This window comes from Gilvimarinus algae, from assembly GCF_030518215.1.
Taxonomy (GTDB): domain Bacteria; phylum Pseudomonadota; class Gammaproteobacteria; order Pseudomonadales; family Cellvibrionaceae; genus Gilvimarinus; species Gilvimarinus algae.
Genome location: NZ_JAULRT010000060.1, coordinates 42,626 through 68,279 on the forward strand (window position 1 = coordinate 42,626; position 25,654 = coordinate 68,279).

The window sequence follows — 25,654 nt, forward strand, 5'->3', positions numbered from 1 at the left end:
ACCTCATGAGTCTTGACGTTACTGTGCTGGAACAAACGGATACTTGCTTGCGGCTATCGCTACAGGGCTCGCTCGACAGCGACACCTATCCACTTCTGGAAAATCGTTTGGATGAGCTGATGACTGAGCGGATTCAACTGGTGGCGTTTGATCTGCAGGCGCTCGATTTCATCAGTTCGGCCGGCCTTAGGGTGTTTTTCGCCACGGTGAAAAAGATGAAGGCTCGCGGTGGTCGCGTAGCGGTGTCGCACATGCAGCCGGGTGTGAGAAAAGTCTTTGATATTGTTAAAGCCTTGCCCGATTTGAGCGTCTTTGCCAGTGTTGAAGAGATGGATGAATATCTCGCTAGTTTTCAAAAATAACATACGCTGTATTGTTTTGTTACAGGGAGGCATTATGACCACAGTTTTTAAGACCAGAACATTTTTGACAAGCGCATTTACGATCGGGCTATTGAGGTTGTGGGCGCTAAGCGCATTTATTGGATTATCGTTTGGTGTGCAGGCACAAGTTTATCCATCGTCCCAGCCCCCGGGGATCAGTGTTACCGGTGAGGCCGAGATTCAGGTAATGCCCGATGAGGTGATCATCACCTTGGGGGTGGAGTCAAAATCGGCTCAGCTGCAAAACGCGAAAAGCGAAAACGACCAGCGAGTCAACGCCGTTATCGCTGCACTGAAAAAGACAGGCGTTAAAGAAAGCGCAATTCAAACGGATTTTTTCAGCGTCAATCCCGAGTACAGAAGCGCTGATACCACCCAGCCTGAAAGCTACACCGTAAGAAAGCGGATGATGGTGACCTTAAGCGATATTGATGCGTTTGAAAGAGTGATCAGTGGTGCGCTCAGTGCTGGAGCCAATGTGATTCAGGGCATTGACTTTCGCACCAGTGCCCTGCGCGAGCACCGGGACAAAGCGCGCTCGCTCGCATTGAAGGCCGCGCAGGAAAAAGCCAGCGCTATGGCTGTTGAGCTCGGGCAAACCATTGGCCGGCCGCTGCAGATTATTGAGCAGCGCGGTGGTTATTGGTCTTACTACTCCGGCGGTTGGTGGGGTGGGCACAACTACGGCGGCATGTCGCAAAATGTGATGCAATCGGCTGGCGGAAGTGCCGAGGGAGCGGGCACTCTGGCGCCGGGGAAAATCAAAATTTCCGCGTCTGTCTCCGCCACCTTTGAGCTGTTGCAAAGCGGCAATTAGTGTTAACAGGCCCTAGAGAGTGTAACCCCCCGCGAGGGCCGAGTGTTAGTCGCCCTGGTCTTCAACCCTGAGCGTAAAGCCGGCCGCCAACACAAAACACACACCGCCGAGCACCAGGGCGTAGATGCTGTTACCGTCGAAAAGTTTGCCGACGATCAGCCCCAGTACACTGGCTGCGAGGATTTGCGGAATCACAATAAAGAAATTAAAGATACCCATGTACACGCCCATTTTGTGGCCGGGCAGGGCGCAGGAGAGCATGGCGTAGGGCATGGAAATAATCGAGGCCCAGGCAAAGCCGACACCGGCCATGGAGGCGAGCAGCCATACCGGGTCACGCACCAGCACGAACGAGATAAACCCCCCCGCGCCCAGCAGCAGGTTGATGCTGTGGGTGAGCTTGCGCCCGAGCCGGCGTGCCATGATGGGTATGGCAAAGGCCGCGAGCATGGCGTACCCGTTGTAAGAGCCTTGCAGCACGCCCGCCCAGTCTGCGCCCTGATTGTATTGGGCTGAACTGGCATCCAGAGCGCCATAGTGATGACCGGCTACGGCCGGCGTGATGTAGATCCACATGGCAAAAAGGGCAAACCAGGAGAAAAACTGCACCACCGCCAACTGCACCATGGTGCGCGGCATGTGAAAAAGATCATGAGTAATCTGGTAAATGCCGTGTTCGGTGGCACCGCGCTTTTGCAAAAAGCCAGCAATCAATTGCAGCAGGGCAAAGCCCCCGAGACTGCCGGCCAGTATGTAGAGCTCGGCCTCGAGTGAAAAGAGAAAAATAATCGCCGCAGTCAAGACCGCGCCGCCCAGCCAGGCGACGCCGCTTTTGTGGTAATAGCCGGCGGGTTTGAGGGTAGCAGTTTCATGAGTGTCCACTTGTCCCTCGGCAGCATTAAAGGCCGCCAGTTCCTCGGGGGAGTATTCGCGGGTAGTAAAAATCGTCCAGCCCATGGCCAGCAACAAGACGATCCCCCCGAGGCTAAAAGACCAAATGACCGAGTCGGGCACCACACCCGGCGCTGCGGTGTTGCTGATACCTGCCCAGTTGGTCATGAGCCAGGGCAGGCACGAGGCGATCACTGAGCCCACACCGATAAAAAACGCCTGCATAACAAACCCCAGCGTGCGCTGGCGCTGGGGGAGCATGTCGCCGACAAAAGCGCGGAAGGGCTCCATGGAAATGTTAATCGAGGCATCCATGATCCAGAGCATGCCGGCGGCGATCCACAAGCTCGGTGAGTGGGGCATAAACAACAGCGCCGCGCTGGTGGCCAGGGCGCCCACCAGAAAGTAGGGCCGGCGGCGGCCAAAGCGGTTCCAGGTTTTATCGCTGAAATAACCGACGATGGGCTGCACCAGCAGCCCGGTGAGCGGCGCCGCGACCCAGAGAATCGGCAGCTCATCAATGGCCGCGCCCAGGGTTTGGAAAATCCGGCTGACGTTGGCGTTTTGCAGGGCAAAACCGAACTGAATACCGATAAACCCGAAGCACATGTTCCAGATTTGCCAGAAACTGAGCTCGGGGCGCTGCTTGATGGTGTGTGTCATGCGTTGCTCTTTTTGTTATTGCTGTTGACCGTGACGTTCAGTCCCGGTAGCGCTCGCCCACTGGTGGGTAGTAATCCCAGACGGCGCCGTCGTGTACCGAACGCAGCAGCTTAATGTACTCGGCGTGGGTCCAAGCCAGGGGCGTGGCCGAGTTGGTGCCCTCACCCGGCGCATAGCCGTAGGTCTGATTACTGCCGACGCCGTCCCACACCTGCTCGGGGAGCATCAGCCCCTCGTTAGCAAAGTACTCCATGGCCGCCACATAGCGGGCTATGAGCAGCGCCCGGTCGAGAGTACCCTCGGTGTTGGCTCGGGCCAGCTCGTAGTGGCCGCGTTCGCCGGTCAAAAAGGGCCAGACCCGGCCGCGCTGGTCGCCGTGCATTGTGCCACCTTTGCCATAGCCGCTGCCATCGCCGGTGCGCTCGCCATAGCCATCGCCACCGTAGCGACGCCAGCCAGCAAAAGTTTGTCCGTCCCGAGTAAATTCATATTTTACCCGTAGGTAATCGGGTACATCGATGTTGTCCACTTCGGCGAGTGAGGCTCTTACGCTGTCTGCCGCGGCCGATTGCACACCGTAGCGGACCAGTTCGAGAAAGCCCGGGTCGACGATTTCGCTCTCATTGAGTGCGCCCTGGCCGTTGCGCTCGATCAGGCGGCCCTGATCGTTCGGGTTGTCGTTGCGATTGACCCGCAGGTAGTAGCGGCCGTCCCCGGGGAATACCCCTTGGGTGGTGAAAGTGCGCGATTCGAGCTGTGCCCGGTATTTATCGGCTTTTGCGCGATAGTGCTGTGCGCTGTCACTGTCTTGCGAGTGTTCGGCAATCTCGGCCGCCGTGATCAGGCCGGCAATAACGGCAGCGGTGGTAGAGGGGGAGTGACCCTCTTGCTCTTCCCAGCGCTCCTGCTGCGTGTAGGGCGGGTGAATCTCGGTATTGTTCCAGCCGAGCTCGAAGGCGCCGCCGTCGGCGAGAAAATCCGCCGCCGGGCGCAACATATTTTGGTACCACTGACGTATTTCATCATCGCTTAACACGCCCTGCTGCCAGAGCTGCCAGCCGAGCATGATCGGCATGGCCGTTTGGTCCAGTTGCACCGAGTACCATTCAAGGGTGCCGTCGACGTGGGTTTTTTGCAAAAACCAACCGGGCGTGCCGCTAAAGCCGGGGGTCTGTTCGCCGACCTGAACCTTTTGCAAGTAGCGAAAGGCCACCAGCGGTGTTTCGCTATCGCCCATGGCGAGAAAGGCCATGGCCACCTGGTAGAAATCCCGTGGCCAGACTGCCTTGTAACCGGTGGAAGACTCGGTGGCAGGGACTATGTCGCCCCAGGGGTTGGACAGCGAGGCAATCAGCGCGCCGGCGTGGGTTTTGTCTTCTTGTGCCTTGAGCACCAGTGCACTTGTGTAGCTAAGGGCACCGCCGTCGGCGGCCGTTTCGGCAAGATCCGGCAGGGCCTCAAGGCTTGCCAGATAATCCTCCCAGCCCAGATGTTCGCCCTCGCCGTTGTAGTGCGCCAGTACCTCGGCAAAACCGCGGTTGAGACTGGTAGCCGCCTCGGCTCGGGCGGCCTCCGGGCTTTTGCCGAACCCGAGGGCAAAATCCCACTGGGCGCTTTCATTGGACAGGGTTGGCAGGCTGAGCGTCAGGCTGACATTGCCCGTTTGCTCGCCGGTGGTTTGAAACTGCCAATCCTGGGTGCCGTCCGCCAAGTCGGCAAGCAGGTCGGAACGGCCGACAAAGCCGACCGAGCCGGCCACACTCGCGCTGCTGATCAGGGCGAGGCTGGTGCCGCCTTCGCGGCTGTAAGCTGTTTGGCCATCGATCCAGGCACTGTCGCGGGTGCCGGTATTGGCCATATGGGGGTTCACCACGAGATGGGGCGTGATGTCTTTGCCGTGGGCGGTGAAGATCACCCGCTGCAATAGGGTCTGCTGATCCGGGTCAGTGAGCAGATGCTTTTCAATGGTGTAGCGACCCTCGCGATCGGTATTGGTGATTTTGTAGGCGAGGGACAGGGGCCGGCCCGCGGCATCGGTGTGCAGATACTCGATGCGGCTGTTGGTGTCGCGCGCTTCGGTATCGACAAAGTCCGGCCCTTCAATCACAAACTGCATGTCTTTGATTTGCGCTTCGTGAATCAGGCCGTACATGGTTTCGGTGACCACGCCCTCGGCAACGGAAAACCATACCTTGGAGACAGCGCCAGTGGCGGCGTCGTCGCTGTAGTGACCCTCGACGTACTGCTCGTAACTGGTGCCGATACCGGTTTTACCGGAGTAGGCCCAGGTGGGCGTCGCGCCGGGAGCGCCCGGGGCGATTGGCCGCTGAGCACTGGCTTGAACGGGTTGATCTTGTTCCTGCTGTTGCTGGCAGGCAGACAGGCTGAGTGTGCAAAGGCAGGCGAAAACGCTCGCCGGCAGTCGAATATTCATGGTTATTCTTCTCGCGTTACTGTGCAGGCAAAATGTCAGTCGTCGTCACAATAATAGACCCCCTGGGGGCCGGCAACTGATTACATACGTATTCAATGGCGCCGGCTCATGCATACGTATGCAGTCTATTGCGTGGTCTTACACCGCTGCACTAACCTTTCGGTCATATAAACATTGTGACAATAACAAGCTCGCTCGTGTGCCGTCCGGCCGCGATTGATCGAGGAATTTCTATGCAGCAGCAACCCTGGTGGCGCGGCGCCATTATTTATCAGGTTTATCCCCGCTCTTTGATGGACAGCAACGGCGATGGCATCGGTGATATTCCCGGCATCATCGACAAGCTTGACTATATTGGCAGTCTGGGAGTGGACGCTATTTGGGTGTCGCCATTTTTTCGTTCGCCGATGAAAGATTTTGGCTACGACATCAGTGACTATCGCGATGTGGACCCCTTGTTTGGCACACTGGATGACATCGACCGCTTGATCGCCGGTGCTCATGAACGCGGGCTTAAGATCATCATTGATCAGGTGCTCAGTCACACCTCGGATCAGCACGCCTGGTTTCAGCAAAGCCGCAGCAGCCGTGATAATGAAAAATCGGACTGGTACGTGTGGGCCGATCCCAAGGACGATGGTACCGCGCCGAATAACTGGCTCGCCATTTTTGGCGGCAGTGCCTGGGAGTGGGAGCCGCGTCGGGGCCAGTACTATCTGCACAATTTTCTGAAAAGCCAACCGGACTTGAATTACCACAACGCCGCAGTGCAGCAGCAAATGTTGGACGAGGTTGAATTCTGGCTTAAGCGCGGCGTGGATGGCCTGCGTCTGGATGCGATAAATTTTTGCTTTCACGATAAGCAGCTGCGCTCCAATCCGGCCAAGCCCGTTAGCGAACGCAAGGGGCGCGGCTTCAGTGAGGACAACCCCTACGCCTTTCAGCGTCACCTGTACGACAACACCCAGCCGGAAAATCTCGGCTTTCTGAAACGCTTGCGCGCGTTGCTAGATCGCTACCAGGGCACTGTGAGCCTCGGGGAAATTTCCTCTGAAGATTCATTGAAAACCATGGCCGAGTACACCCAGGGCCAAGAGCGCCTGCACATGGCTTACAGCTTTGAACTGCTGACAGAGGACTTTTCGGCCGACTATGTCAAGCGTACGGTGCAGACCTTGGAAAACGGCATTGGTGAAGGCTGGCCCTGCTGGGCGGTGGGCAATCACGATGTGGCCCGGGTGTTGAGCCGCTGGGGGGGTGAGCATGCCTGCGAGGAGCTGGCCAAAATGCTCAATGCCATGCTTTTTTCGCTGCGCGGCAGCGTCTGCTCTTATCAAGGCGAAGAGCTGGGGCTTACCGAGGTGGACCTGCCTCTGGAACAGCTGCAGGACCCATACGGTATTGCCTTCTGGCCCATGTTTAAGGGGCGCGATGGTTGCCGCACGCCTATGCCCTGGACCTCTGAGCCCGGTGGCGGCTTTTCTGCAGCCGCCCACTCCTGGTTGCCCGTCGCTTGCGAGCACAGACGACGCAGTGTTGCCGAGCAAGAGATCCACTCAGACTCGACGCTCAATGCCTATCGTCAGTTTGTGCGCTGGCGCAAAGATCAGCGTGCGCTGCGCTACGGCGAGATTGAATTTCTTGAGCTGCACAAGCAAGCCCTGAGCTTTTTTCGGTGCGATGGCGAACAGAGCCTGCTGTGCTGTTTTAACTTCAGCAGTGAGACTTTACAGCTGAGTTTGCCGGAGGGCGGTTGGACACAGGCCACAGGCCATGGATTTGTCAGTGAATGCAGTGATCGCACGGTGATTTTGCCGAGATACGGTGCTGCCTTTTTTAATGCCTGAATGTGAACGATTGAAAGAGGCGGTCATCATGGCGATACGCGCGCGTGTTCTGATTTTTCTGGGTCTCTGGTTGCTTACTTCCGGTGTGTTCGCCGCTCCGGATCTTCGGGTTGAGCCGCCCAATTGGTGGGTGGGCATGGTATCGCCCAATCTACAGTTGATGGTGCATGGCGAGGAAATTGGTCAGAGCACGCAAGTACTGGTCAACAGCGATGATGTCCGCGTCGCCGAGGTTCATCGGGCCGAGAGTGACAACTATCTGTTTGTGGATCTGGAGTTGCAAGCTAAAGCGGCGCCTCAGACCGTTGAGCTGCAGTTTCAAAAAAATGGCAAAACCCTGGCGCGTCACTCCTATGAATTGAAAGAGCGGGCTCAAGGATCACCAAGCCGACAGGGCTTTTCTCCCGCGGATGTGATCTACCTGATTACCCCCGATCGGTTCGCCAACGCTGATTCGGGTAACGACCAAATCGATGGCCTGAGTGAAGGGCTCAATCGCAGTGAGCCCGGTGGTCGTCACGGCGGCGATATCGCCGGGGTGATAGAGCACCTCGATTACCTTGAGTCGATGGGCTTTACCCAGCTGTGGCTTAACCCCGTATTGGAAAACGCACAGCCCGACTACTCCTATCACGGCTACGCGACCACGGATTTTTATGCAGTGGATGCGCGCATGGGCAGTAATCAACTTTACCGGGAGCTGTCCCTCGATGCGCAGGCTCGCGGTATCGGCCTGATTAAGGATGTGATTTTAAACCATTGTGGCTCGGGCCACTGGTGGATGGACGACTTACCCTTTGCCGACTGGATTAATTTCTCCGGAACCTTTTCCCCGACGTCACACCGGCGCGAAACATTGCGCGACCCACACGTCGCCGCCGTGGATCAAAAAGCGTTTAGTGACGGCTGGTTTGTGCCCACTATGCCCGATCTTAATCAGCGCAATCCGTTTATGGCCGAGTATTTAGTTCAGAATACCGTGTGGTGGATTGAGTTTGCCGGCCTGTCCGGCGTGCGTGTGGATACCTATTCCTACCCCGATAAAACCTTTCTCAATAAGTGGAGCCAACGGGTGATGCTGGAGTACCCCAATTTCAATATCGTTGGCGAGGAATGGTCGGAAAATCCGGCGGTGGTCGCCTATTGGCAGGCGGGGAAAAACAATGCTGATGGTTACCGCTCTTTCACACCGAGCATGATGGATTTTCCCTGGCAAAAAGCCATGGTTGAGGCACTGAACAACCCCGAGGCTTGGGGTTCGGGGTTGGTGCAATTGTACGAAGCCCTGAGCAATGACTTTCTCTATCCCGATCCCTATCAGTTGGTGATTTTTCCGGACAATCACGACATGAGCAGGATTTACACCCAGCTCGATGAACAGGATGCGCACTGGCAGATGGCCATGGTGCTGACATTAACCATGCGCGGTATCCCGCAAATGTATTATGGCACCGAGATTTTAATGACCAACCCGGGTACGGACGACCACGGTGTGATCCGTACGGACTTTCCCGGCGGTTGGCAGGGCGATGACGTCAACGCGTTTACCGGTGCGGGTTTGTCAAAAAAAGCGAAAGGCGCACAGCGCTTTTTGCGCCAGTTACTGCAGTGGCGCAAAGGCAACGAAGCCATTCATCACGGAAAATTGATGCACTATGTGCCACGCGACGGCGTCTATGTGTATTTTCGCTATCTGGACCGCTCGGCGGTAATGGTTGTGATTAACCACAGCGATGAGGCGCGTTCCCTGGAGCCGGCTATTTTCTCTGAGAGAACCGCAGGCTTTGAGGTCGCGAAAAATGTGTTGACCGGTGTTTCAGTGACCTTGTCCGAGGCGCTTTCACCCATGGGTAAAAGTGTTGCTGTCTATGAATTGCAACCTGAATAGAGGCCGTTTCGTGCAATGAATACGTATGTAACCGCCGGTGCATAACCCATTGAATACGTATGCATTGTATTGTTCACCCAAGGGGCCACAACTAGTATTACAGACAGATGATGTTGGGTTAATTACATAAGACAACCGGCATATGTCACATCGTTTCCGACAAGAATAATTTAATATCCTGGCGAGAGGATTCCTTCATGATAAAACGTACATTCAATCCCGCACTGGCGCTGCTGTCGACTGTGACCCTGGCCGCTGGTTCCATGACTGTCTATGCCCGAGAAGATGGCGCATTAATTGAAGAGGTTGTCGTCCAGGGCTTTCGCTCTGTGATCGAGCGGTCTCAGGAAATCAAACGCGAATCCACCTCGGTCACCGAAGCGCTGACCGCCGAGGATATTGGTAAGCTGCCCGATACCAGTATTGCCGAATCGCTGGCCCGCCTGCCGGGTCTGGCCGGTGAGCGTCGCGATGGTCGCACCAGTGGTTTGTCGGTGCGCGGCTTTAATGAAAACTACGTGGGCACGACGCTCAACGGTCGCGAACTCTTGGGTATGGGGGATAACCGCGGTGTGGAGTACGATCTCTATCCCGCAGAGATTATCAACCAGGTGGTGGTTTACAAAACACCCGATGCCAGTCTGATGACCCAGGGCGTGGGCGGCACCGTGGACATGCGCACTATTCGCCCGCTCGACAACGACCGTATTATTGCGTTTAACGCCAACTACGAACAAAACGGCATGGAGTCTGCTAACCCGGACTTTGATGACAACGGCCACCGACTGGCGTTTACCTACTCCGATGCCTTTGCCGATAACACCTTGGGTGTGTCGGTGTCTCTGGCTTCCATGGAGTCTCCCAGTCAGGAGGAATACTTCCGCGGTTGGGGCTATGCCAATGTCAATCCGGATAACGCCAGCCTGGGCGAAGGCATCAGCCTGTCCGGTGATGAAGTGATACTCGGCGGTCACGATTCGTTTGTTCGCTCCGCCATGATGGAGCGCGACTCCATCGCCGGTGTGGTCCAGTATGAACCCAACGAGCGCTTGAGCATTACCGTGGATGCGCTCTACATTGATTTTCGCGAAGACAAAGTGTTCCGTGGTTTGGAAGAGGGCGGTGCCGAGTGGGGTACCCCCAACTACACCGTCACTGGTATTGAGGACGGCCTGGTCACCAGCGGTTACTACGATGGTTTTTACAGTGTTATCCGCAATGACGCCGAGCGCAAAGACGCCGAGCTGACCACCTACGGTATCAATGTTAATTACCAGCTGACCGACACCTGGGCGCTGGGCTTTGACGCCTCTATTGGCGATGTCAGTAAAACCATTACCAATATTGAAAGTTACTCAGGCGTAGGGCGTGCACAATCTCCGACTCAGGGGCCAGCCACACCGCGCGCCTGGACCATGACCGACACCGGCGTGATGTACAGCGAGCATCCGAGCATTAGTACGCCGGATTTGTCCGATCGCGATCTGGTTCGCCTGGCCGGCCCCCAGGCCTGGGGCGGTTCTCTGGCGCCGGTGGAGCAGTTTCAGGCGAGCGAAGGTCAGCCGTTGGGTTACGCCACCGCGCAGGATGGTTTTGTCAACAACCCGGATTTCGATGAAACCCTCGACAGTTTCCGCCTGACCCTGAACGGCGAAGTTGACTGGGGCTTGATCAGCGGTTTGGAAGTGGGTGTAAATTACTCGGATCGCTCCAAAACCAAAATCAACCGCGGTGCCTATCTGACCGCACCCACTTGGCCCAGCGATGGCCCCATCCCGACAGAGTACGATGTGGGTAATGCCGACCTGAGCTTTATCGGTTTGGGGCAGATGGTCGCCTACGACAGTATTGCGCTCTATCAAAGCGGTTTTTACACCGAAACTGCCGCTGAGGATCTCGAAACAGGTCGCAAGGGGGACACCTACACCGTGGATGAAGAAATCACCACTTTCTACGCCATGGCGGACTTGATGGCCTCGCTCGGCAGTGTTGAGTTAACGGGTAATATCGGTGTGCAGTACGTGGATACCGAGCAGCAGTCCACGGGCTTTGGCTCTTTCACGGGTCCGGATCTGTATGTGCTGGCGACCCCGGTCAGCGGTGGGGCGAGCTACGGTGAGTGGCTGCCGAGCCTGAACCTGAACTTCCGTCTGAGTGAAGATCACACCTTGCGTTTTGCGGCCTCGAAAACCATCAGCCGCCCGCGTATGGACGATATGCGGCCGAACAACACCGTGGGCTTTTCGTTCAACGACGCGCAGATTCTTGAGCCGTCCGACATCGACAACAGCCCGTGGAGCGGCAGCTCGGGTAATCCAGAGCTACGTCCTTTGGAAGCCAACCAGTACGACCTGTCTTACGAGTGGTACTTTGCCGCTGACGGTATGTTGGGCGCGGCCGTGTTCTACAAAGATTTGGTGAACTGGCACCGCGAGGGTGAAACCGTTGCCGACTTTACCCCTTACTACATTCCCGGTTATCACCAGAGTGCCAATACCGGTGAACCGCCGATTTTGTTTGAGGGCATTGTCACCAACCGCGAAGACGGTTTGACCGGTGAAGTCAGCGGGATTGAGTTGCAGGCCAGTCTGCCTTTCCACCTGTTCAGTGAAACCCTCGACGGTTTTGGTCTGCTCGCCAGCGCCACTTTTAACGACGGTGAGCTGGACGATGATACCGACGTGCCCGGCTTGTCCGATGAGATCTACCAGTTGACGGCTTACTACGAGCGCGGTGGTTTTGAGTTCCGGATCAGTGGGCGCAAGCGCTCGGAGTATCTCACCGAGACGCGCGGAATCAGCCTGTCGCTGACCGATACTCGCAGTCAGGGTGCGGAGCTGTGGGATGCACAGGTCGGCTACGATTTCAGCCACTCAGGTATCGACGCGTTGGATGGCCTGACTGTGACCTTGCAGGCGCAAAACCTGACGGACGAGGATACCGTACAGTTCAACGAGGAAGACCCACGCCAGATTACCCAGTACCAAAGCTTTGGTGCCAACTATCTGCTTGGGGTTAACTACAAGTTCTGATGGAGTGACCGGGCTGCCTGCCGGCAGCCCCTTGTGAGTCAACCCTGCTATGCTGTAATGGCTGGCAGGGTTTTTTTGTTTCTGTTGATGCATTAACCAATGGGCTTGAGGTCAAGAGCGTGGATAACACCATAAAAAAAATCGTCATTGTCGGCGGCGGTACCGCCGGTTGGATGAGCGCGGCGCTGTTGAAAAAAGTATTGGGGCCGGTGGTGCAAATCACCCTGGTGGAGTCCGAGCAGATCGCCACCGTAGGTGTCGGCGAGGCGAGCATTCCGCCGATACAACACGTGAACAAAGTGCTGGGTATCGACGAGGCCGAGTTTCTGCGCGAGACCCGGGCGACAATGAAGTTGGCCATTCGTTTTGAAAACTGGTACCGCGACGGCGAAGGTTACTTTCATACGTTTGGCGCGGCTGGGCAAAGCAGTGCTTTTTGCCAGTTTCATCACTATTGGGTGCGTGCGCGGCAGGCCGGCCTGAGTGAGTCGCTCTGGCATTACGATCTGAACTATCGCGCCGCTTGCGAAGGCCGCTTTGCCAAACTTGCTACAGCCGATACGCGCCTGGAAATGCCTTACGCCTATCATTTTGATGCGGGCCTCTACGGTGCTTATCTGAGAAAAGTGAGTGAGGCCTTGGGAGTTGAGCGTGTTGAAGGCTTGGTGGAAAAGGTGCAGCTTAACAGCGATACAGGCGTTGTCGAGTCTCTGCACCTTGCCGGTGGCAAGTGCCTGGAGGGCGATTTTTTTATCGATTGCTCCGGGTTTCGCGGCCTGTTGATTCAGCAGGCGCTGGGCGTGGGTTTTGATGACTGGAGCCACTGGCTGCCCTGCGACCGGGCCGTGGCCGTGCCTTCAGAGCGCTTTGTCAAAACCCTGCCCTACACCCGTGCTATTGCCAGGCCCAATGGTTGGCAGTGGCGCATACCTTTGCAGCACCGCAACGGCAATGGCCTGGTGTACAGCAGTCGGTTTTTATCGGATGATGAAGCCGCCGCGCAATTGCTGGCGAACCTCGAGAGTGAACCTTTGGCCGAGCCCCGGATCACTCGGTTTCGCACAGGTCGTGCCCGTGCTCCTTGGCGGGGTAATGTCGTCGCCGTCGGCCTTGCCAGCGGATTTCTCGAGCCGTTGGAATCCACCAGTATTCATCTGATTCAGTCGGCGATTGTACGCCTGCTCAAGTATTTCCCACATGGGGGTATTCACCCTCAAGTGGTGGCGCAGTACAACCATCAGTCGCGCCTGGAATATGAGCAGGTGCGTGATTTTTTGATTCTTCACTACCGCTTGAACCGGAGGGACGACAGCGACTTTTGGCGGCAGCTGGCGCAGATGTCTATCCCTCATTCGCTGGAGCATAAACTCTCGCTTTTCGCCGAGCAGGGCGTGTTGCTGCGCGAAAACAATGACTTGTTTGCCGAGTCTTCCTGGCTGCAAGTGATGCTGGGTCAAGGCATTGAACCGGCAGATTATCATCCGCAGGCCAAGGCTATGAGCGACGGGCAGCTGCGCGACTTTTTGGCGCACACCGAGCAGATGAAAATGGCACCCCTCGCGCAGATGCCGGAGCACGACGCCTTTTTGCACCTTTACACCGGAGGCTGAATACGTATGCAGCCCATGAATACGTATGTAGCGGCTTGAGTAGGCCGCCACTGGCGGCTAGTGTATAGGGGTGAATGGGCGTGTGAGCTCTACCGGTAGCGGCTCGATGGGGCATCGGCGCACAAGCTGCCGGGTATGACGCCTGACTCCTTTGTTATTATTGTCTTGTAAGCGCGGCCTGGCCGCGCTTTTTTTATTCTTTCTCGGAATCGTCTTTGCGCTTTTGCGCCCGCGGGTGGGCGCTGTCGTAAACGCGCGCCAAATGCTGAAAATCCAAGTGGGTGTAGATCTGCGTGGTGGAAATATTGGCGTGGCCCAGCAGCTCCTGCACCAGCCGCAAATCCGAACTGGATTCGAGCATATGGCTGGCAAAGGAGTGGCGCAGCATATGTGGGTTGATCGCTTGCCCCATACCCTGGCGCAGGCTCAGGGCCTTTAAGCGCGACTGCACATTCCTCGGGCTGATGCGCTTACCCGTGCGGCTGACAAACAGCGCCTGCTGCCCGGCGGGTGCGTGTTGCAAACGCAGCTTTAGGTAGCTTTGCAGGGCGGCGATGGCGTGCCGGCCTACCGGAAGGCGTCGCTGTTTGTTGCCCTTACCGGTTACCAGCAGGCTCTGATCGCGCAGATCCAGATGGGGCATATCGATACCCACCAGCTCTGCCAAGCGCAGGCCGGACGAATAAAACAGCTCTACCATGGCGCGGTCGCGGCAACTGATAAAGTCATCGCCGCTGAGGTCCACATACTGCCCGGCCTGATCTACATCGAGGGTTTTGGGCAGCTTGCGGGCGGCCTTGGGGGCTTGCAGGCCGTCGGCCGGGTTGGCGTCCAGCCAGCCGCGGCGTACACCGTAGCGAAAAAAGCTGCGCAGTCCAGAGAGCCAGCGCTGCAGGGATTTACTGCCCAAGCCCTCGCGGTGCAGCTCAGCCAGCAATAGGCGAATGTCCTGAGTGTGCAACTTGCGCAGCTCGTCTATCTCGCGCTTGCGGCAAAAGCGCTGGAGCTTGTCGATGTCCCGGCGGTAGGCTTCGAGGGTTTTCGCGGAGAGTTGCTTTTCGCTGGTCAGGTAGCGGCAAAAAGTGTCGAGTTGCTCACCAAAGGGCAGGGGTTGCTCTGAGCTCATGGCCCTAGCCCGGCAGGTAGCGCGGCAACAGGCGGTTGAGCACCTCGGCGATATAGGCGAGAAACAGGGTGCCCATGCTTGAGCGGTAGTACTTGGGATCGCGGTTGCCAATAGCCAGTAGGCCAAAGGTGTTGCCGTGCACCAGAGGCACGGTGGCGGCCGAGCCGATTTCCGCGGCCGCTTTGCCAAAAATAAACCGTTTTTCGGTATCGCCCAGATGGCCGCAGAAGGCGCGGTTGGTTTTCATCAGGGCCCCTATGTTCTCTTTGGCGGCGTGTATGCTGACTACCTGCGCCTGAGAGCCGCCGATTTTCTGCGCATCGCCAAACAACAGCGTGCGGGTAAAGTGAATGTTGAATTCTTTGTCAAAGCTGTGGTGCAGCGCGTCGATGATGTCGCCCAGATCCTGGCCCTCCAGTAGATCGAGCACCAGGCGTTTGGTTTTGTCGAACAGTCGGTCGTTGTCGCGGGCGTTGTCGAGCAGGTGACTCAGGCGATGGCGCATGTCCATGTTGCGATCGCGCAGAACAGCGACTTGCCGCTCCACCAGCGAAATTGCCGAGCCACTGTCGTGGGGCAGCTCCAGCTCGGCGAGCAGCGCCGGGTTCTCGACAAAGAATTCCGGGTGGCTCGAGAGGTAGCGCACTACGTCGGTCGCGCTCAGGGCGTCGGTTATATCGCTGCTGTCGGTCATATCAAAGTTTGACTTGTCCGTGAAACACATTGGTGGCCGGGCCCTTCATGATAACCGGCTCGCCATCACCGGCCCAGCGGATCTCCAGCTTGCCGCCGGGCAGGTGCACGCTGACCCTCTCATCCAGCAAGCCGCGAATGCGCCCGGTGACCACTGCCGCGCAGGCACCCGTGCCGCAGGCGAGGGTTTCGCCCACGCCGCGCTCAAACACTCGCAAGCGCACCTCCGTGGGGCTGACAATCTGCATAAACCCGGCGTTGACCCGCGCGGGAAATCGCGGATGCGCCTCAACCATGGGGCCGAGAACCTCCACCGGGGCGCTGTCGATATCCTCTACCAGAGTCACGGCATGGGGGTTACCCATGGACACGGCGCTGATCTCAAGCTGGCGCGATTCCAGCTCCAGCGGGTAGGTCTCGGCCTGCGCCGGTGCGGTAAACGGGATGTGCTCGGGCGCGAGAACCGGCACGCCCATATTCACGCTGACGTCGTCGTCTTCGTGCACCGTCAGGGTCATGAGACCGCCGGCGGTCTGTACCCGGATATCGGTTTTACCGGTCAGGCGACGATCGCGCACAAAGCGGGCAAAACAGCGAGCGCCATTGCCGCAGTTTTCCACCTCACTGCCGTCGGCATTGAAAATTCGGTAGCGAAAGTCCACCTCGGGTGAATCGGGCACCTCGACGACCAGCACCTGGTCACAGCCGATGCCGAAGTGACGGTCGGACAGCTTGCGCACTTTGTCGGGCGTCAGCCGCACTTTTTGGCTGATGCCGTCGATGACAACAAAGTCGTTGCCAAGACCGTGCATTTTGGTAAAGCGCAATCGCATAGTGCCGTCCGCTTGTTGCGTCTGTGGTTGCCTGGTGTCACTGGCGCCGGACAAAGCTGCCGACCCCCGTTCCGCTCTGGATAGATAGTATCTCAATTGGCTGCGTCTGTCCGGTCAGTGCTCGATCACATGCTCGCCGCGAATCAGGTCGACGAAGCTCTCCCGTTCGCGAATCACGTGCACCTGATCGCCATCCACCAGCAGCTCGCAGGCGCGCGGGCGGGTGTTGTAGTTGGAACTCATGGTAAAGCCGTAGGCGCCGGCGGACATCACCGCCAGGGCATCGCCCTCGGCCAACGCCAGCTCGCGGTCCTTGCCGAGAAAGTCGCCGGTCTCGCACACCGGGCCCACCAGATCCCAGCGCTTGGGGCTGCCGGCGCGGCGTTTAAGGGGGCGAATATCCTGCCAAGCCTGGTAGAGCGCCGGGCGGATGTTGTCGTTCATGGCCGCGTCGATAATGGCAAAATTGTGCGCTTCGGTAGGCTTTAAGTAGAGCACGCGGGTCAGCAGCACGCCGGCGTTAGCGGCGATGGAGCGCCCGGGCTCAAACATCAGTGCCAGGCGGCGCTCGCCGAGGCGCTGTTTGATCGCCTCCATATACTCGCTCACCTGCGGGGGCTGCTCGTCCCGGTAGGTGACACCGAGGCCGCCTCCGAGGTCCATATGGGAGATGGCGATGCCCTCCTCGGCCAGAGTGTCGATCAGCAACAGCAGGCGATCCAGTGCATCGAGAAAAGGGGCCAGCTCGGTCAGCTGGGAGCCGATGTGGCAGTCCACGCCCTGGATATCGATGTTGGGCAGCTCGGCCGCCCGGCGGTAGACACTGGGGGCGCGCGCGATGTCGATGCCGAACTTGTTCTCTTTCAGACCGGTGGAAATATAGGGGTGGGTCTTGGCGTCCACGTCGGGGTTGACCCGCAGCGAGACGCGCGCCGTCAGTCCCTCGGCGGCGGCAACCTGACTGAGCAGCTCCAGCTCTGACTCCGATTCCACGTTAAAGCAGTGGATGCCCACCTTGAGCGCCTTGGCCATCTCGGCTGCGGTTTTGCCGACGCCGGAGAAAACGATGCGTTTGGGATCGCCGCCGGCGGTCAGGACCCGCTCCATCTCGCCGCCCGAGACAATGTCAAAGCCCGCGCCCAGACGCGCCAACAAATTCAGCAGGGCGATGTTGGAATTGGCTTTGACGGCGTAGCAAATCATGCCGGGGTGCTGGCCCAGCGCCTGGGCGTAGGCCAGGTAGTGCTGGGTAAAGGCGGCGCGGCTGTAGACGTAAGCCGGTGTGCCGTAGCGCTCGGCGATATCGCTCAGGCGAACATCTTCGACGAACAGCTCACCACTGCGCTCGGTAAAAAAGGACATAGCAATCTCACTTGTCGGCAGAATCCGGCCCGCTTTCGGCTGGTTCCTCGGGGGGTAGGTACAGCGGGCCTGTCTGGCCGCAACCGGTGCAGAGGCAGAGAAGTGTAAGGCTGCAAACCAGTGCAAATCGCATCATGAGGCCTGAAATCGCTGTTGCAAGAAAAACGCGCAGTATAGCGTTCAGGCGGGCGCTGGACAATTGCGGCCATCCGGGGCTTGACGCAAAGGCTCTGGGGGGCGACACTATATAAATGTAATCGGTTTCATTGCGAGCGAATGCTGGGCGCTTTGAAGGCCTGATGCCCGTCATTGAACCTGGCCTAGACTGTAATCGGTTACCCCTGTTTTTGTCTGCATGAGGTTGTTGGGGCGCCCTGGGCGCCCGTTTTTTTATTTCTACACCTTTGTATATTGCTGTGAAGTTATCTTTGCACTTCCTTTCTTGATAAGCTCCCGACCCAGGTTGTAAAAAGGACTGCCTCGCGACAGGGCTCTGGCGAAACAAAATAAAAGCGCTTGCCCTTGCCGAGTAGCCGACAGGATGACAGTGTGACCAAGACCATTATTGAGCTGGATCAGCTTCGCAAGGAATATCGCAGTGGCGAAATTGTCGTAGCGGCCTTGCAGGGTGTAAGCCTCAGCATCGCAGAGAATGAGTTTATCGCCATCATGGGCCCCTCGGGCTCTGGCAAATCCACCCTGATGAATATTCTCGGTTGCCTCGATCAGCCCAGCGGGGGGCGCTACTTGCTCGGTGGCCGGGAAGTCAGCGCCATGAGCGACGATGAACTGGCGGCGGTGCGCAACCGGGATATCGGCTTTGTGTTTCAATCCTTCCATCTGTTGCCGCGCCTGAACATTGTGCGCAATGTCATGCTGCCTTTGCGCTATAGCGATATCGAACCCGAGGAGGCGCGGGCACGAGCGGTCGACATGCTCGGGCGGGTCAACCTGGAAAACCGTCTGGAACATGTGCCCAATGAGTTGTCCGGCGGGCAGCGCCAGCGGGTGGCGATTGCCCGGGCCCTGGTCAACCGCCCGAAAATTATTTTTGCCGATGAGCCCACAGGCAACCTCGACAGCAAAACCTCCGTGGAAATCATGGAGCTCTTCTGTGAGCTGCACCGGGCGGGACAGACGATTATTCTCGTCACCCACGAGCCCGAAATTGCCGAGTACGCGCAAAAAGTCATTCATATGCGCGATGGGCGTATTGAAAAGGTGGAGCACAATGCCGCGCCTGCTCTTTAGTGTGTTGTTGCTGCTGGCGATAAACGCCGCCGCCGAGCCTTTGCTGCTGACCGGTGAGGTCGCTGCGCGCAACTCCCAAGTGTTTGTTGCGCCCCAGGCCGATAGCTGGATGGTACAGATTGCCTGGATGGTGGAAGAGGGCGAGCGGGTGGAGCCGGGCGATGCCGTTGTGCAGTACGACACCGCCAGTATCTCGGCCAATCTCGAGCAGCTGGAGGCCACGTTGCGCAAGGTGCGAGCGGAGAGCCGGCGCAATGATCTGGTGCAGGACCTGGCCCTGCGCGAAGCGCAACATGCGCTGCAAATTGCCGAGCTGACTTTGAAAAAAGCGCGTCTGGATGCCGGTATCCCCCGCGAGCTGCTCAGTGAATTGCAGTACGAGCAGTACCAATTGGCACTGACCCGCGCGCTCAATGGCGAGGTCGAGGCCAAAAAAGCCCTGGCGGTGAAAGAGAAAGACGTCGCCGCCGAAAAGCAGCGTAATCAGGTGTTGATTGCCGGTGCTGAAAACGAGCTGCGGCGCGTGCAGGTCATGCTGGATAACATGACTCAGCGCACCGATCGCGCGGGTACTGCCATGTATGTGGATCACCCCTGGACACGGCAAAAAATTCGCGAGGGCGATTCGGTGCAGCGCGGCTTCAGCGTGCTGGAAATTCCCTCCACCGATGATTTGCACATCAGGGCCTGGCTGAACGAGGTGGACATAGCCCGTATTGCCGATCAACAACCCGTGACCATTCGCTTCGATGCCATGCCCTCTGTGACACTGGCCGGGCGAGTGGAGCGCATCGGCAACCAAGCCGAGCCCAAGCAGCATTGGGGGGGCTCGGGTTACATTGATGTCAGTATTCGCTTTGCCGATGAGCCCGAGCAGACCCTCTTGCCCGGCATGAGTGTGCAGGTGGAAGTTGCGGAGGAATCCCCATGAGCTGGCGCGGATGGATCGCGGCACTCAGCGCCCTGCTGCTGGTGGCGTGTGACGGTCAAGAGCAGACGCTCTTGTTGGTGAAAAAAGGTGAGATTCCACTGGCCATTCGCACCACTGGCGAGTTGACCTCGGCGCAGACGGTTGAGTTGGGTCCGCCAACGGTAAAATACACCTGGCAGCACAAATTGTCCTACTTGATCCCCGAAGGCACCTGGGTGAGCGAGGGGCAGAAAGTGATGGCCTTTGACGCGCAGCAGCAGCACACTCGTCTGCGAGATTTGCAAAACAATCTCGCCACCGAGCGCCAGCGCCTGGAAAGTCAGACGTTGAACACCGAGCAGGAGACTGAACAGCTGGAGTTGGATTTGGCCCAGGCAAAAATGGAGCTGGACAAAGCGACGTTAAAATCCAGTAACGTGGATAACTTAATGGCCCGGCTGGAGGTGGAAAAGCTGCGCATCGAACGCGATATCGCCGAGCTAAACTACGCTATGGCCAAGGTGCGCCAGAGCAACCGCATTGCCCAGATGGCGGTGGATCGCGAGATCACCGAATCGGAAGTAGAGCGTTTGAGCTCCGAGGTCAATGAGCAGCGCAACGCCATTGCCGCTATGGAAGTCAAAGCCCCGCGCGATGGCATTGTGGTTTACATTCCCAATAATGAAGGCAACAAACCCGCTGAGGGCGATCAGTTTTCGCTGATACAAAAAATTCTCGAGTTGCCGGATTTGAATAGCCTGATCATTGAGACCACGGTGGATGAACCCATTGCCTATAAAGTCTCGGCGGGTGATCGGGTGGACATTCGTCTGGATGCCATTCCCGAGCGCACCTTTACCGGTAAAGTGCAGTCGCTGGGAAAAATTGTCCGGTTAAAGTCACGGCGTGAACCGAGCAAGGTGTTCGACGCGATGGTCACTATCGATAACCCGGATACGTCGGTCATGCGCCCCGGTATGGCAGCGCGCCTTTCCATTGTCGAACGCGTTGAAACCGATGCAGTGGCGATTCCCCAGCATGCCATCATCTATCGCGATGACAAAGCCTATGTACGGGTGAAAACCCTCGCCGGCGAGCGCGAGCAAGCGATCACGATTGTGGCCCGGCAGGGCGGCGAGGCCATAGTGACCGATGGTCTGGAACAGGGCGACGAGGTGATACTGTGATGGGCAAGCTGGTGTTGTGCGTCGCCGCGAGCGCTCTGTTGGGTTTGACCGGCTGTGGTGATGCGCCTGCCAACAAGACACTGACCATGGTGGTTGAGGAGCAAGCCTTTGAGTTTTCGGTGCCCGCCAAAGGCGAGCTGATCTCGGCAGAAGAGCTGCCGGTCAATGCGCCCTCGGGCAATCGTGGCCAGCTGACTCTGGCGTGGATGGCGGAGGAGAACAGCCGCGTTCGCGCCGGAGATATCGTCGCGCGTTTCGATGGCACCGATCACGAGCTGGGTAAGCAGCGCGCCGAGCTGGAACTGGAAAAAAATCAGCTGACCCGCACCATCACCACTCGCGAGTTGCAGCAGAGCCAGTTTGCCATTAACCAGCAGGCGAATGAGGTGGGGCAGGAAAAGGCCATGGTCGAGCGCTTTAGTGTGGACGATCTGACGGTCTACTCCAAAAATGAAATCATCGACCAGCTGCTGAGTAAAGAGTATCTGACCGCGCAACAGCTTTATCTCGCCTGGCGCCAGGTCAGTCAACAAACCCAGGGCGAAGCCCAGCTGGAGTTGTTGAGCCTGGAGGGGAAAAACCACCGTGACGCCATAGCCCTGAACAGCGCCGCGCTGGAAAATCTTGAAGTGGCCGCGCCGGCCGATGGCATTTTTATTCACGCCAAGAACTGGCGCGGTGAGAAAGTGCGCGAGGGGCAGAGCCTCTGGCCCGGCTCCAAGCTTGGCTATATCCCCAGTCTGGAAAAGTTGCAGGCCAAACTCTATGTGCTGGAAACCGAAGCGGCCGGTATTGAAATCGGCCAGCGCGCGCAGATCCGGCTCGATGCCTACGCCGACCGCCCGATTGGTGGTCAGGTAACGGCTTTGGCGAACATCGCCGCGCCGCGAGATACCCGCAGCCCCACCAAATACTTTGAAGTGACCGTGACCCTGGACCAATCCGACCCCTCGTTTATGCGTCCGGGGCAAAAGCTGGAAGGCCGGGTGTTGGTGGCCGAAAAAGCAGCGGCCCTGGCCATTCCCAATCAGGCCGTGTTCAAAGACAAGCAGCAAAGCTGGGTCTATGTGGCCGCAGGCGGCGGATTCAAAAAGCGCAGTATTCGTACCGGGCTGCGCAGCCTGACGAAAACCGAAGTGATTGAGGGGCTGGCGCCCGGCGATCGGGTGGCCCTGCTGGAGCCGACAGGAGAATCGCTGTGAACAAAATAAAAAGCAGCTTGCTGGAGGCGCTGGAGCAGTTGTGGTTTCACCGGCTGCGCACGTTTTTAACACTGCTTGGGATGATCTTTGGTGTCGGTGCTGTGATTGCCATGGTCAGCGTGGGTGAGGGCGCCGAGAAAGAAGCCCTTGAGTTGATTGAGTCCATGGGGCTGCGCAACGTCCTGGTGGAAGAAAAAGAGGTGTGGGGCGAGCGCTTGCGCGAGGTGCGCAAGCACTCAGTGGGCCTCTCGCTGCAGGATGTGCAGGCGAGCATGGAAACCCTGCCTTTTGCCAGCGCCTACAGCGCCGAAAAGCGCATTGAAGTCTATGCGCTGTTCAGCCGCAACAGCAGCAGCGACAGCGACGTACTGGGAGTAACCCCGAGCCTGTTGGAGCTTGCCAGCCTCAAGGTAGAGCGAGGCCGCTGGTTGACCGAGGAGGACGATCGCTACTACCGGCAGGTCGCGGTGATCGGCACCGCGGTGGCGAGCCAACTGTTCCCTAGGGGCGATGCCGTGGGGCAGCGCATTAAAGTCAATCACTTGTGGCTCGAGGTCGTTGGTGTGCTCGAGAGCAAGAACCTGAGCAAAGACAGCTTCCAGGGCGTGCAGCTATCGGGCGAGAACAACCGCATTTACCTGCCCTTGCAAACGGCGCTCAAGCGCTTCGAGTTTCGCGATATGGCTTCGGAAATAGACGCTTTCCGATTGCAGCTCGACGGCGACGTCAGCCCGCAGGTGGCGGCGGATAACCTCGGCCATTTGCTCGACCGGCGCCACGGCCAAGAGGATGACTACAACATTATTGTGCCCGCCCAGCTGCTCAACCAGCACGAACAAACTCAGCGCATTTTCAATATCATCATGTCCTGTGTGGCCGGTATCTCCCTATTGGTGGGTGGCATAGGTATCATGAACATTATGCTCGCCACGGTTCTGGAACGCACCAATGAAATCGGCTTGCTGCGGGCCATTGGCGCCACCCAGAAAAACGTGCGCGATCAGTTTATTGTCGAGAGCGTCACCATCGCTGGCATCGGCGGATTACTGGGCATAGTGCTGGGCTTTACCCTGGCAGCGGTGATTTCAACGTTTGCCGGTTGGCCGGTGGCCTGGTCGCTGAATGCGGTGGTGGTGGCTGTGCTCTTTTGTACCGCAACGGGTTTGGTGTTTGGTATCTACCCGGCGATCAAGGCGTCCAAGCTCGACCCCATCACCGCCCTGCAGCACGATTGATCCCGCGTTGCAATTTCTCCCACGCCGGGGTCGTTTTTACACCCCGGCGATCGCGCGCCTGAGGCGAGCGGCCCCAATACCCGGAAAGGGCGCGGTGCGTATCGCCGCTCACGCTGGAGCCATTCTTGCTTCCTCCTCATTTTGGGCTTAGCGTTAACGCAGTTTGACCGGGCGAGCGCCCGGCGCTATTGGGGGAGAAGTGTCCGTTCATGTCGTACCTTAAAAATGTTCTAAATCGTTTGGGTGGTCGGGAGCTGACCGTTGTCGCCGTCCTGTTTGCCATTCTCGCCAGTATCTGGTGCTTTGCCGAGCTCGCCGATGAGGTGCTTGAGGGCAGCACCGAATCTTTTGATCAAACGCTCCTGCTGGCCATGCGCTCGCAGGCTGATCCCGCCGATCCACTGGGGCCCGGCTGGGTGGAAGAAATCGGCCGCGACCTGACCGCGCTTGGGGGCAATGTCGTTCTGAGTCTGGTCACTCTGATTGTGATGGGCTATCTGGTGCTGATTCACCACCGCCGTTTGGCCCTGGTGGTACTGATTGCCTCGCTCGGTTCGCTCGGCGTCAATACCGCGCTAAAAAACAGTTTTGAGCGGGAGAGGCCGAGCTTAGTGCCCCATGGTGCACAGGTCTATACCGCCAGTTTTCCCAGCGGTCACTCCATGGTGGCGGCCAGTACCTATCTGACTCTGGCGCTGCTGTTGGGGCGCGCGGAGCGCCGCCGGCGCCTCAAGGCCTACTGGCTGTTGGCGGCGCTGGTGGTGACGGCGCTGGTGGGCGTTAGCCGGGTCTATCTGGGCGTGCACTGGCCCACGGATGTACTCGCCGGCTGGACGGCCGGCGCTGGCTGGGCCATGCTCTGTGGCTTACTGGCCGTTTGGCTGCAGCGCCACGGTCAGTTGGACAGGCCCACTGCCGGAGAAGTCGTCGATGAGCAATGAGACCATTAAGCGGGCCCTGTTGATCGTCAACCCCAAGGCACGTAATGGTGCCCAGGCCAAGCTGGACGAGGGTCTGGCGCTGCTGCAACACAGTGGCATAGAGGTGGAGTACTATGAGTCCACCAGCGCCGAGCAGACCCGCGAGGCCATTACACAGCGCCACGAGCATTTGGATCTGGTGATTATCGGCGGTGGCGATGGCACCATCAGTTCGGCGGCGGGGCTGTTGCACCGCTATCATCTGGCGCTCGCGGTCCTGCCCCTGGGTACAGCCAATGATCTCGCCCGCTCGCTGTGTTTGCCCGAGGACTTAGAAGAGGTGTTTGAGATCATTGCCAAAGGCTACTGCCAGAGCATCGATCTGGGCAAGGTCAATGGCAAGTACTTTTTCAATGTGGCCAACATGGGGCTCGGGGTTAAAGTGACCGAGGAGCTCACCCCCGAGGTGAAAAAACAGTGGGGTGTGTTCAGTTACCTCAAGGCATTCCTGGCAGCACTGGTGCGAATCCGCCAGTTTCGAGTCCGTCTGCAGGTGGATGGTGTGTCCTACAAGCTGCGCTCGATTCAATTGGCGGTGGGTAATGGGCGCTACTATGGGGGTGGCAATGTGGTGGATGAGCGCAATCGTATTAACGATGGCCAGCTGTCTTTGTACAGCATCAAACCGCAAACGGTATGGGAATTTTTAACTCTGGCACCCCTGCTGCGCGATGGTAAGCAACGCCAGGCGAAGCGCGTGTTCCAGCAGCGCGGCAAGCGTATTGATATAGTTACCCGCCCGGCGGGCATGGCGATTCACGCCGATGGTGAACCCATTGATCGCACGCCGGCGAGCTTTATACTGATACCCAAGGCACTTAGAGTGATTGTGCCGCAAGAGCAATGGGAGGAGAGCCCGTGAGTGTCCTGAGAAACGATGTACAGGTGGCGCTGAATGATGTGCATGTGGCGTTTATGGAGAGCGCGGACCACTATCGCGATGCCGCCGATTTTCTCAATAAAGCGTCTGTCAGCCGCGGGCTAATCGCCATCGCCGAGCAGCGTGACCAGCTGGTGGGTGATATTGAAAAAGCCATCCGCGACAGCGGCGATCTGCCTTCAGTCCCGGATACCGACCGTGAGACGGGCGAGCAGCTGATTCAGCATTTGACCGCGATGTTTTCGGCAGACGAAACCCAGGGCGTGCTGCAACAGCGACGCGAGGACGAGCAGTGGCTGCAAGAGTTGCTCGACTCCCCAGAGCTGGCTTGCCTGGCAAAAGATTACCAGGCTATTGTCAGCCGGTGCAGAGACAATATCGAGTGGGCGCTGGAAAAGCTCGATAGCCTGAGCTGAGGGCAGCTCAGCCT

At 58.0% G+C, this 25,654-nt stretch carries 21 protein-coding genes; 14 read left to right on the forward strand and 7 right to left on the reverse strand.

The genetic code is table 11. The features are described 5' to 3' along the window. The first annotated feature begins 5 nt into the window (after positions 1-5). Both QWI16_RS12860 and QWI16_RS12865 read left to right on the forward strand, forming a co-directional pair. Positions 6-362, forward strand: coding sequence for an STAS domain-containing protein (locus QWI16_RS12860; RefSeq protein WP_302713759.1), 357 nt, complete (start codon positions 6-8; stop codon positions 360-362). A 136-nt stretch (positions 363-498) separates the two neighbouring features. Then, on the forward strand, positions 499-1,200 hold the full coding sequence (locus QWI16_RS12865) for an SIMPL domain-containing protein (protein ID WP_302713761.1): 702 nt from the start codon (positions 499-501) through the stop codon (positions 1,198-1,200). A 45-nt stretch (positions 1,201-1,245) separates the two neighbouring features. Here the strand turns inward: QWI16_RS12865 and QWI16_RS12870 are convergent, their stop codons facing one another. Both QWI16_RS12870 and QWI16_RS12875 read right to left on the reverse strand, forming a co-directional pair. Next, complete coding sequence (locus QWI16_RS12870; RefSeq protein ID WP_302713763.1) at positions 1,246-2,754, reverse strand: MFS transporter; 1,509 nt, start codon at positions 2,752-2,754, stop codon at positions 1,246-1,248. Positions 2,755-2,791: 37 nt separating this feature from the next. Further along, positions 2,792-5,188 carry a glucan 1,4-alpha-glucosidase gene (locus QWI16_RS12875; protein ID WP_302713765.1) on the reverse strand — a complete coding sequence of 799 codons (2,397 nt, stop codon included), beginning with the start codon at positions 5,186-5,188 and terminating at the stop codon, positions 2,792-2,794. 233 nt (positions 5,189-5,421) lie between these two features. Between QWI16_RS12875 and QWI16_RS12880 the strand changes: the two genes are divergently transcribed. From QWI16_RS12880 to QWI16_RS12895, 4 genes are all read left to right on the forward strand, one after another. Then, positions 5,422-7,035, forward strand: coding sequence for an alpha-glucosidase (locus tag QWI16_RS12880; protein WP_302713767.1), 1,614 nt, complete (start codon positions 5,422-5,424; stop codon positions 7,033-7,035). A 28-nt stretch (positions 7,036-7,063) separates the two neighbouring features. Further along, entirely contained in the window at positions 7,064-8,923 is a 1,860-nt protein-coding gene (locus QWI16_RS12885; RefSeq protein ID WP_302713769.1) for a glycoside hydrolase family 13 protein, read from the forward strand. A gap of 197 nt (positions 8,924-9,120) precedes the next feature. Continuing rightward, complete coding sequence (locus tag QWI16_RS12890) at positions 9,121-11,955, forward strand: TonB-dependent receptor (RefSeq protein WP_302713771.1); 2,835 nt, start codon at positions 9,121-9,123, stop codon at positions 11,953-11,955. A gap of 119 nt (positions 11,956-12,074) precedes the next feature. Then, positions 12,075-13,565 (forward strand): tryptophan halogenase family protein, encoded by a 1,491-nt coding sequence (locus QWI16_RS12895; RefSeq protein ID WP_302713773.1) that lies wholly within the window; start codon positions 12,075-12,077, stop codon positions 13,563-13,565. Between the two features lie 193 nt (positions 13,566-13,758). Here QWI16_RS12895 and xerC read toward each other — a convergent pair whose 3' ends face one another. From xerC to lptM, 5 genes are all read right to left on the reverse strand, one after another. Continuing rightward, a complete protein-coding gene (gene xerC, locus QWI16_RS12900) occupies positions 13,759-14,691 on the reverse strand; it encodes a tyrosine recombinase XerC (protein ID WP_302713775.1) in 933 nt (310 codons plus the stop codon). 4 nt (positions 14,692-14,695) lie between these two features. Beyond that, the gene (locus QWI16_RS12905) at positions 14,696-15,385 is read right to left on the reverse strand and encodes a DUF484 family protein (protein ID WP_302713777.1); all 690 of its coding nucleotides are present in this window, start codon (positions 15,383-15,385) and stop codon (positions 14,696-14,698) included. Position 15,386: 1 nt separating this feature from the next. Then, on the reverse strand, positions 15,387-16,217 hold the full coding sequence (gene dapF, locus QWI16_RS12910; RefSeq protein ID WP_302713779.1) for a diaminopimelate epimerase: 831 nt from the start codon (positions 16,215-16,217) through the stop codon (positions 15,387-15,389). Positions 16,218-16,331: 114 nt separating this feature from the next. Further along, positions 16,332-17,579 (reverse strand): diaminopimelate decarboxylase, encoded by a 1,248-nt coding sequence (lysA, locus tag QWI16_RS12915; RefSeq protein ID WP_302713780.1) that lies wholly within the window; start codon positions 17,577-17,579, stop codon positions 16,332-16,334. A gap of 7 nt (positions 17,580-17,586) precedes the next feature. Beyond that, a complete protein-coding gene (gene lptM, locus QWI16_RS18790) occupies positions 17,587-17,889 on the reverse strand; it encodes an LPS translocon maturation chaperone LptM (RefSeq protein ID WP_441294564.1) in 303 nt (100 codons plus the stop codon). Between the two features lie 239 nt (positions 17,890-18,128). Between lptM and QWI16_RS12920 the strand changes: the two genes are divergently transcribed. The 8 genes from QWI16_RS12920 to QWI16_RS12955 all read left to right on the forward strand — a co-directional run bounded on the left by QWI16_RS12920 (position 18,129) and on the right by QWI16_RS12955 (position 25,640). Beyond that, a complete protein-coding gene (locus tag QWI16_RS12920; RefSeq protein ID WP_302713781.1) occupies positions 18,129-18,830 on the forward strand; it encodes an ABC transporter ATP-binding protein in 702 nt (233 codons plus the stop codon). Next, on the forward strand, positions 18,811-19,761 hold the full coding sequence (locus QWI16_RS12925) for an HlyD family secretion protein (RefSeq protein ID WP_302713783.1): 951 nt from the start codon (positions 18,811-18,813) through the stop codon (positions 19,759-19,761). The genes QWI16_RS12920 and QWI16_RS12925 overlap by 20 nt, the downstream gene beginning before the upstream one ends. Beyond that, positions 19,758-20,927: an efflux RND transporter periplasmic adaptor subunit gene (locus tag QWI16_RS12930; protein WP_302713784.1), complete on the forward strand. Its 1,170-nt coding sequence runs from the start codon at positions 19,758-19,760 to the stop codon at positions 20,925-20,927. The genes QWI16_RS12925 and QWI16_RS12930 overlap by 4 nt, the downstream gene beginning before the upstream one ends. Next, entirely contained in the window at positions 20,927-22,129 is a 1,203-nt protein-coding gene (locus QWI16_RS12935) for an efflux RND transporter periplasmic adaptor subunit (RefSeq protein ID WP_302714201.1), read from the forward strand. The genes QWI16_RS12930 and QWI16_RS12935 overlap by 1 nt, the downstream gene beginning before the upstream one ends. Beyond that, on the forward strand, positions 22,126-23,364 hold the full coding sequence (locus QWI16_RS12940; RefSeq protein ID WP_302713785.1) for an ABC transporter permease: 1,239 nt from the start codon (positions 22,126-22,128) through the stop codon (positions 23,362-23,364). Before QWI16_RS12935 ends, QWI16_RS12940 begins: the two co-directional genes overlap by 4 nt. A 209-nt stretch (positions 23,365-23,573) precedes the next feature. Continuing rightward, the gene (locus QWI16_RS12945; protein WP_302713786.1) at positions 23,574-24,305 is read left to right on the forward strand and encodes a phosphatase PAP2 family protein; all 732 of its coding nucleotides are present in this window, start codon (positions 23,574-23,576) and stop codon (positions 24,303-24,305) included. After that, positions 24,295-25,206, forward strand: coding sequence for a lipid kinase (locus QWI16_RS12950; RefSeq protein ID WP_302713787.1), 912 nt, complete (start codon positions 24,295-24,297; stop codon positions 25,204-25,206). The genes QWI16_RS12945 and QWI16_RS12950 overlap by 11 nt, the downstream gene beginning before the upstream one ends. Continuing rightward, positions 25,203-25,640, forward strand: a complete 438-nt coding sequence (locus tag QWI16_RS12955; protein ID WP_302713788.1) for a hypothetical protein — start codon at positions 25,203-25,205, stop codon at positions 25,638-25,640. The genes QWI16_RS12950 and QWI16_RS12955 overlap by 4 nt, the downstream gene beginning before the upstream one ends. The last annotated feature ends 14 nt before the right edge of the window (positions 25,641-25,654 follow it).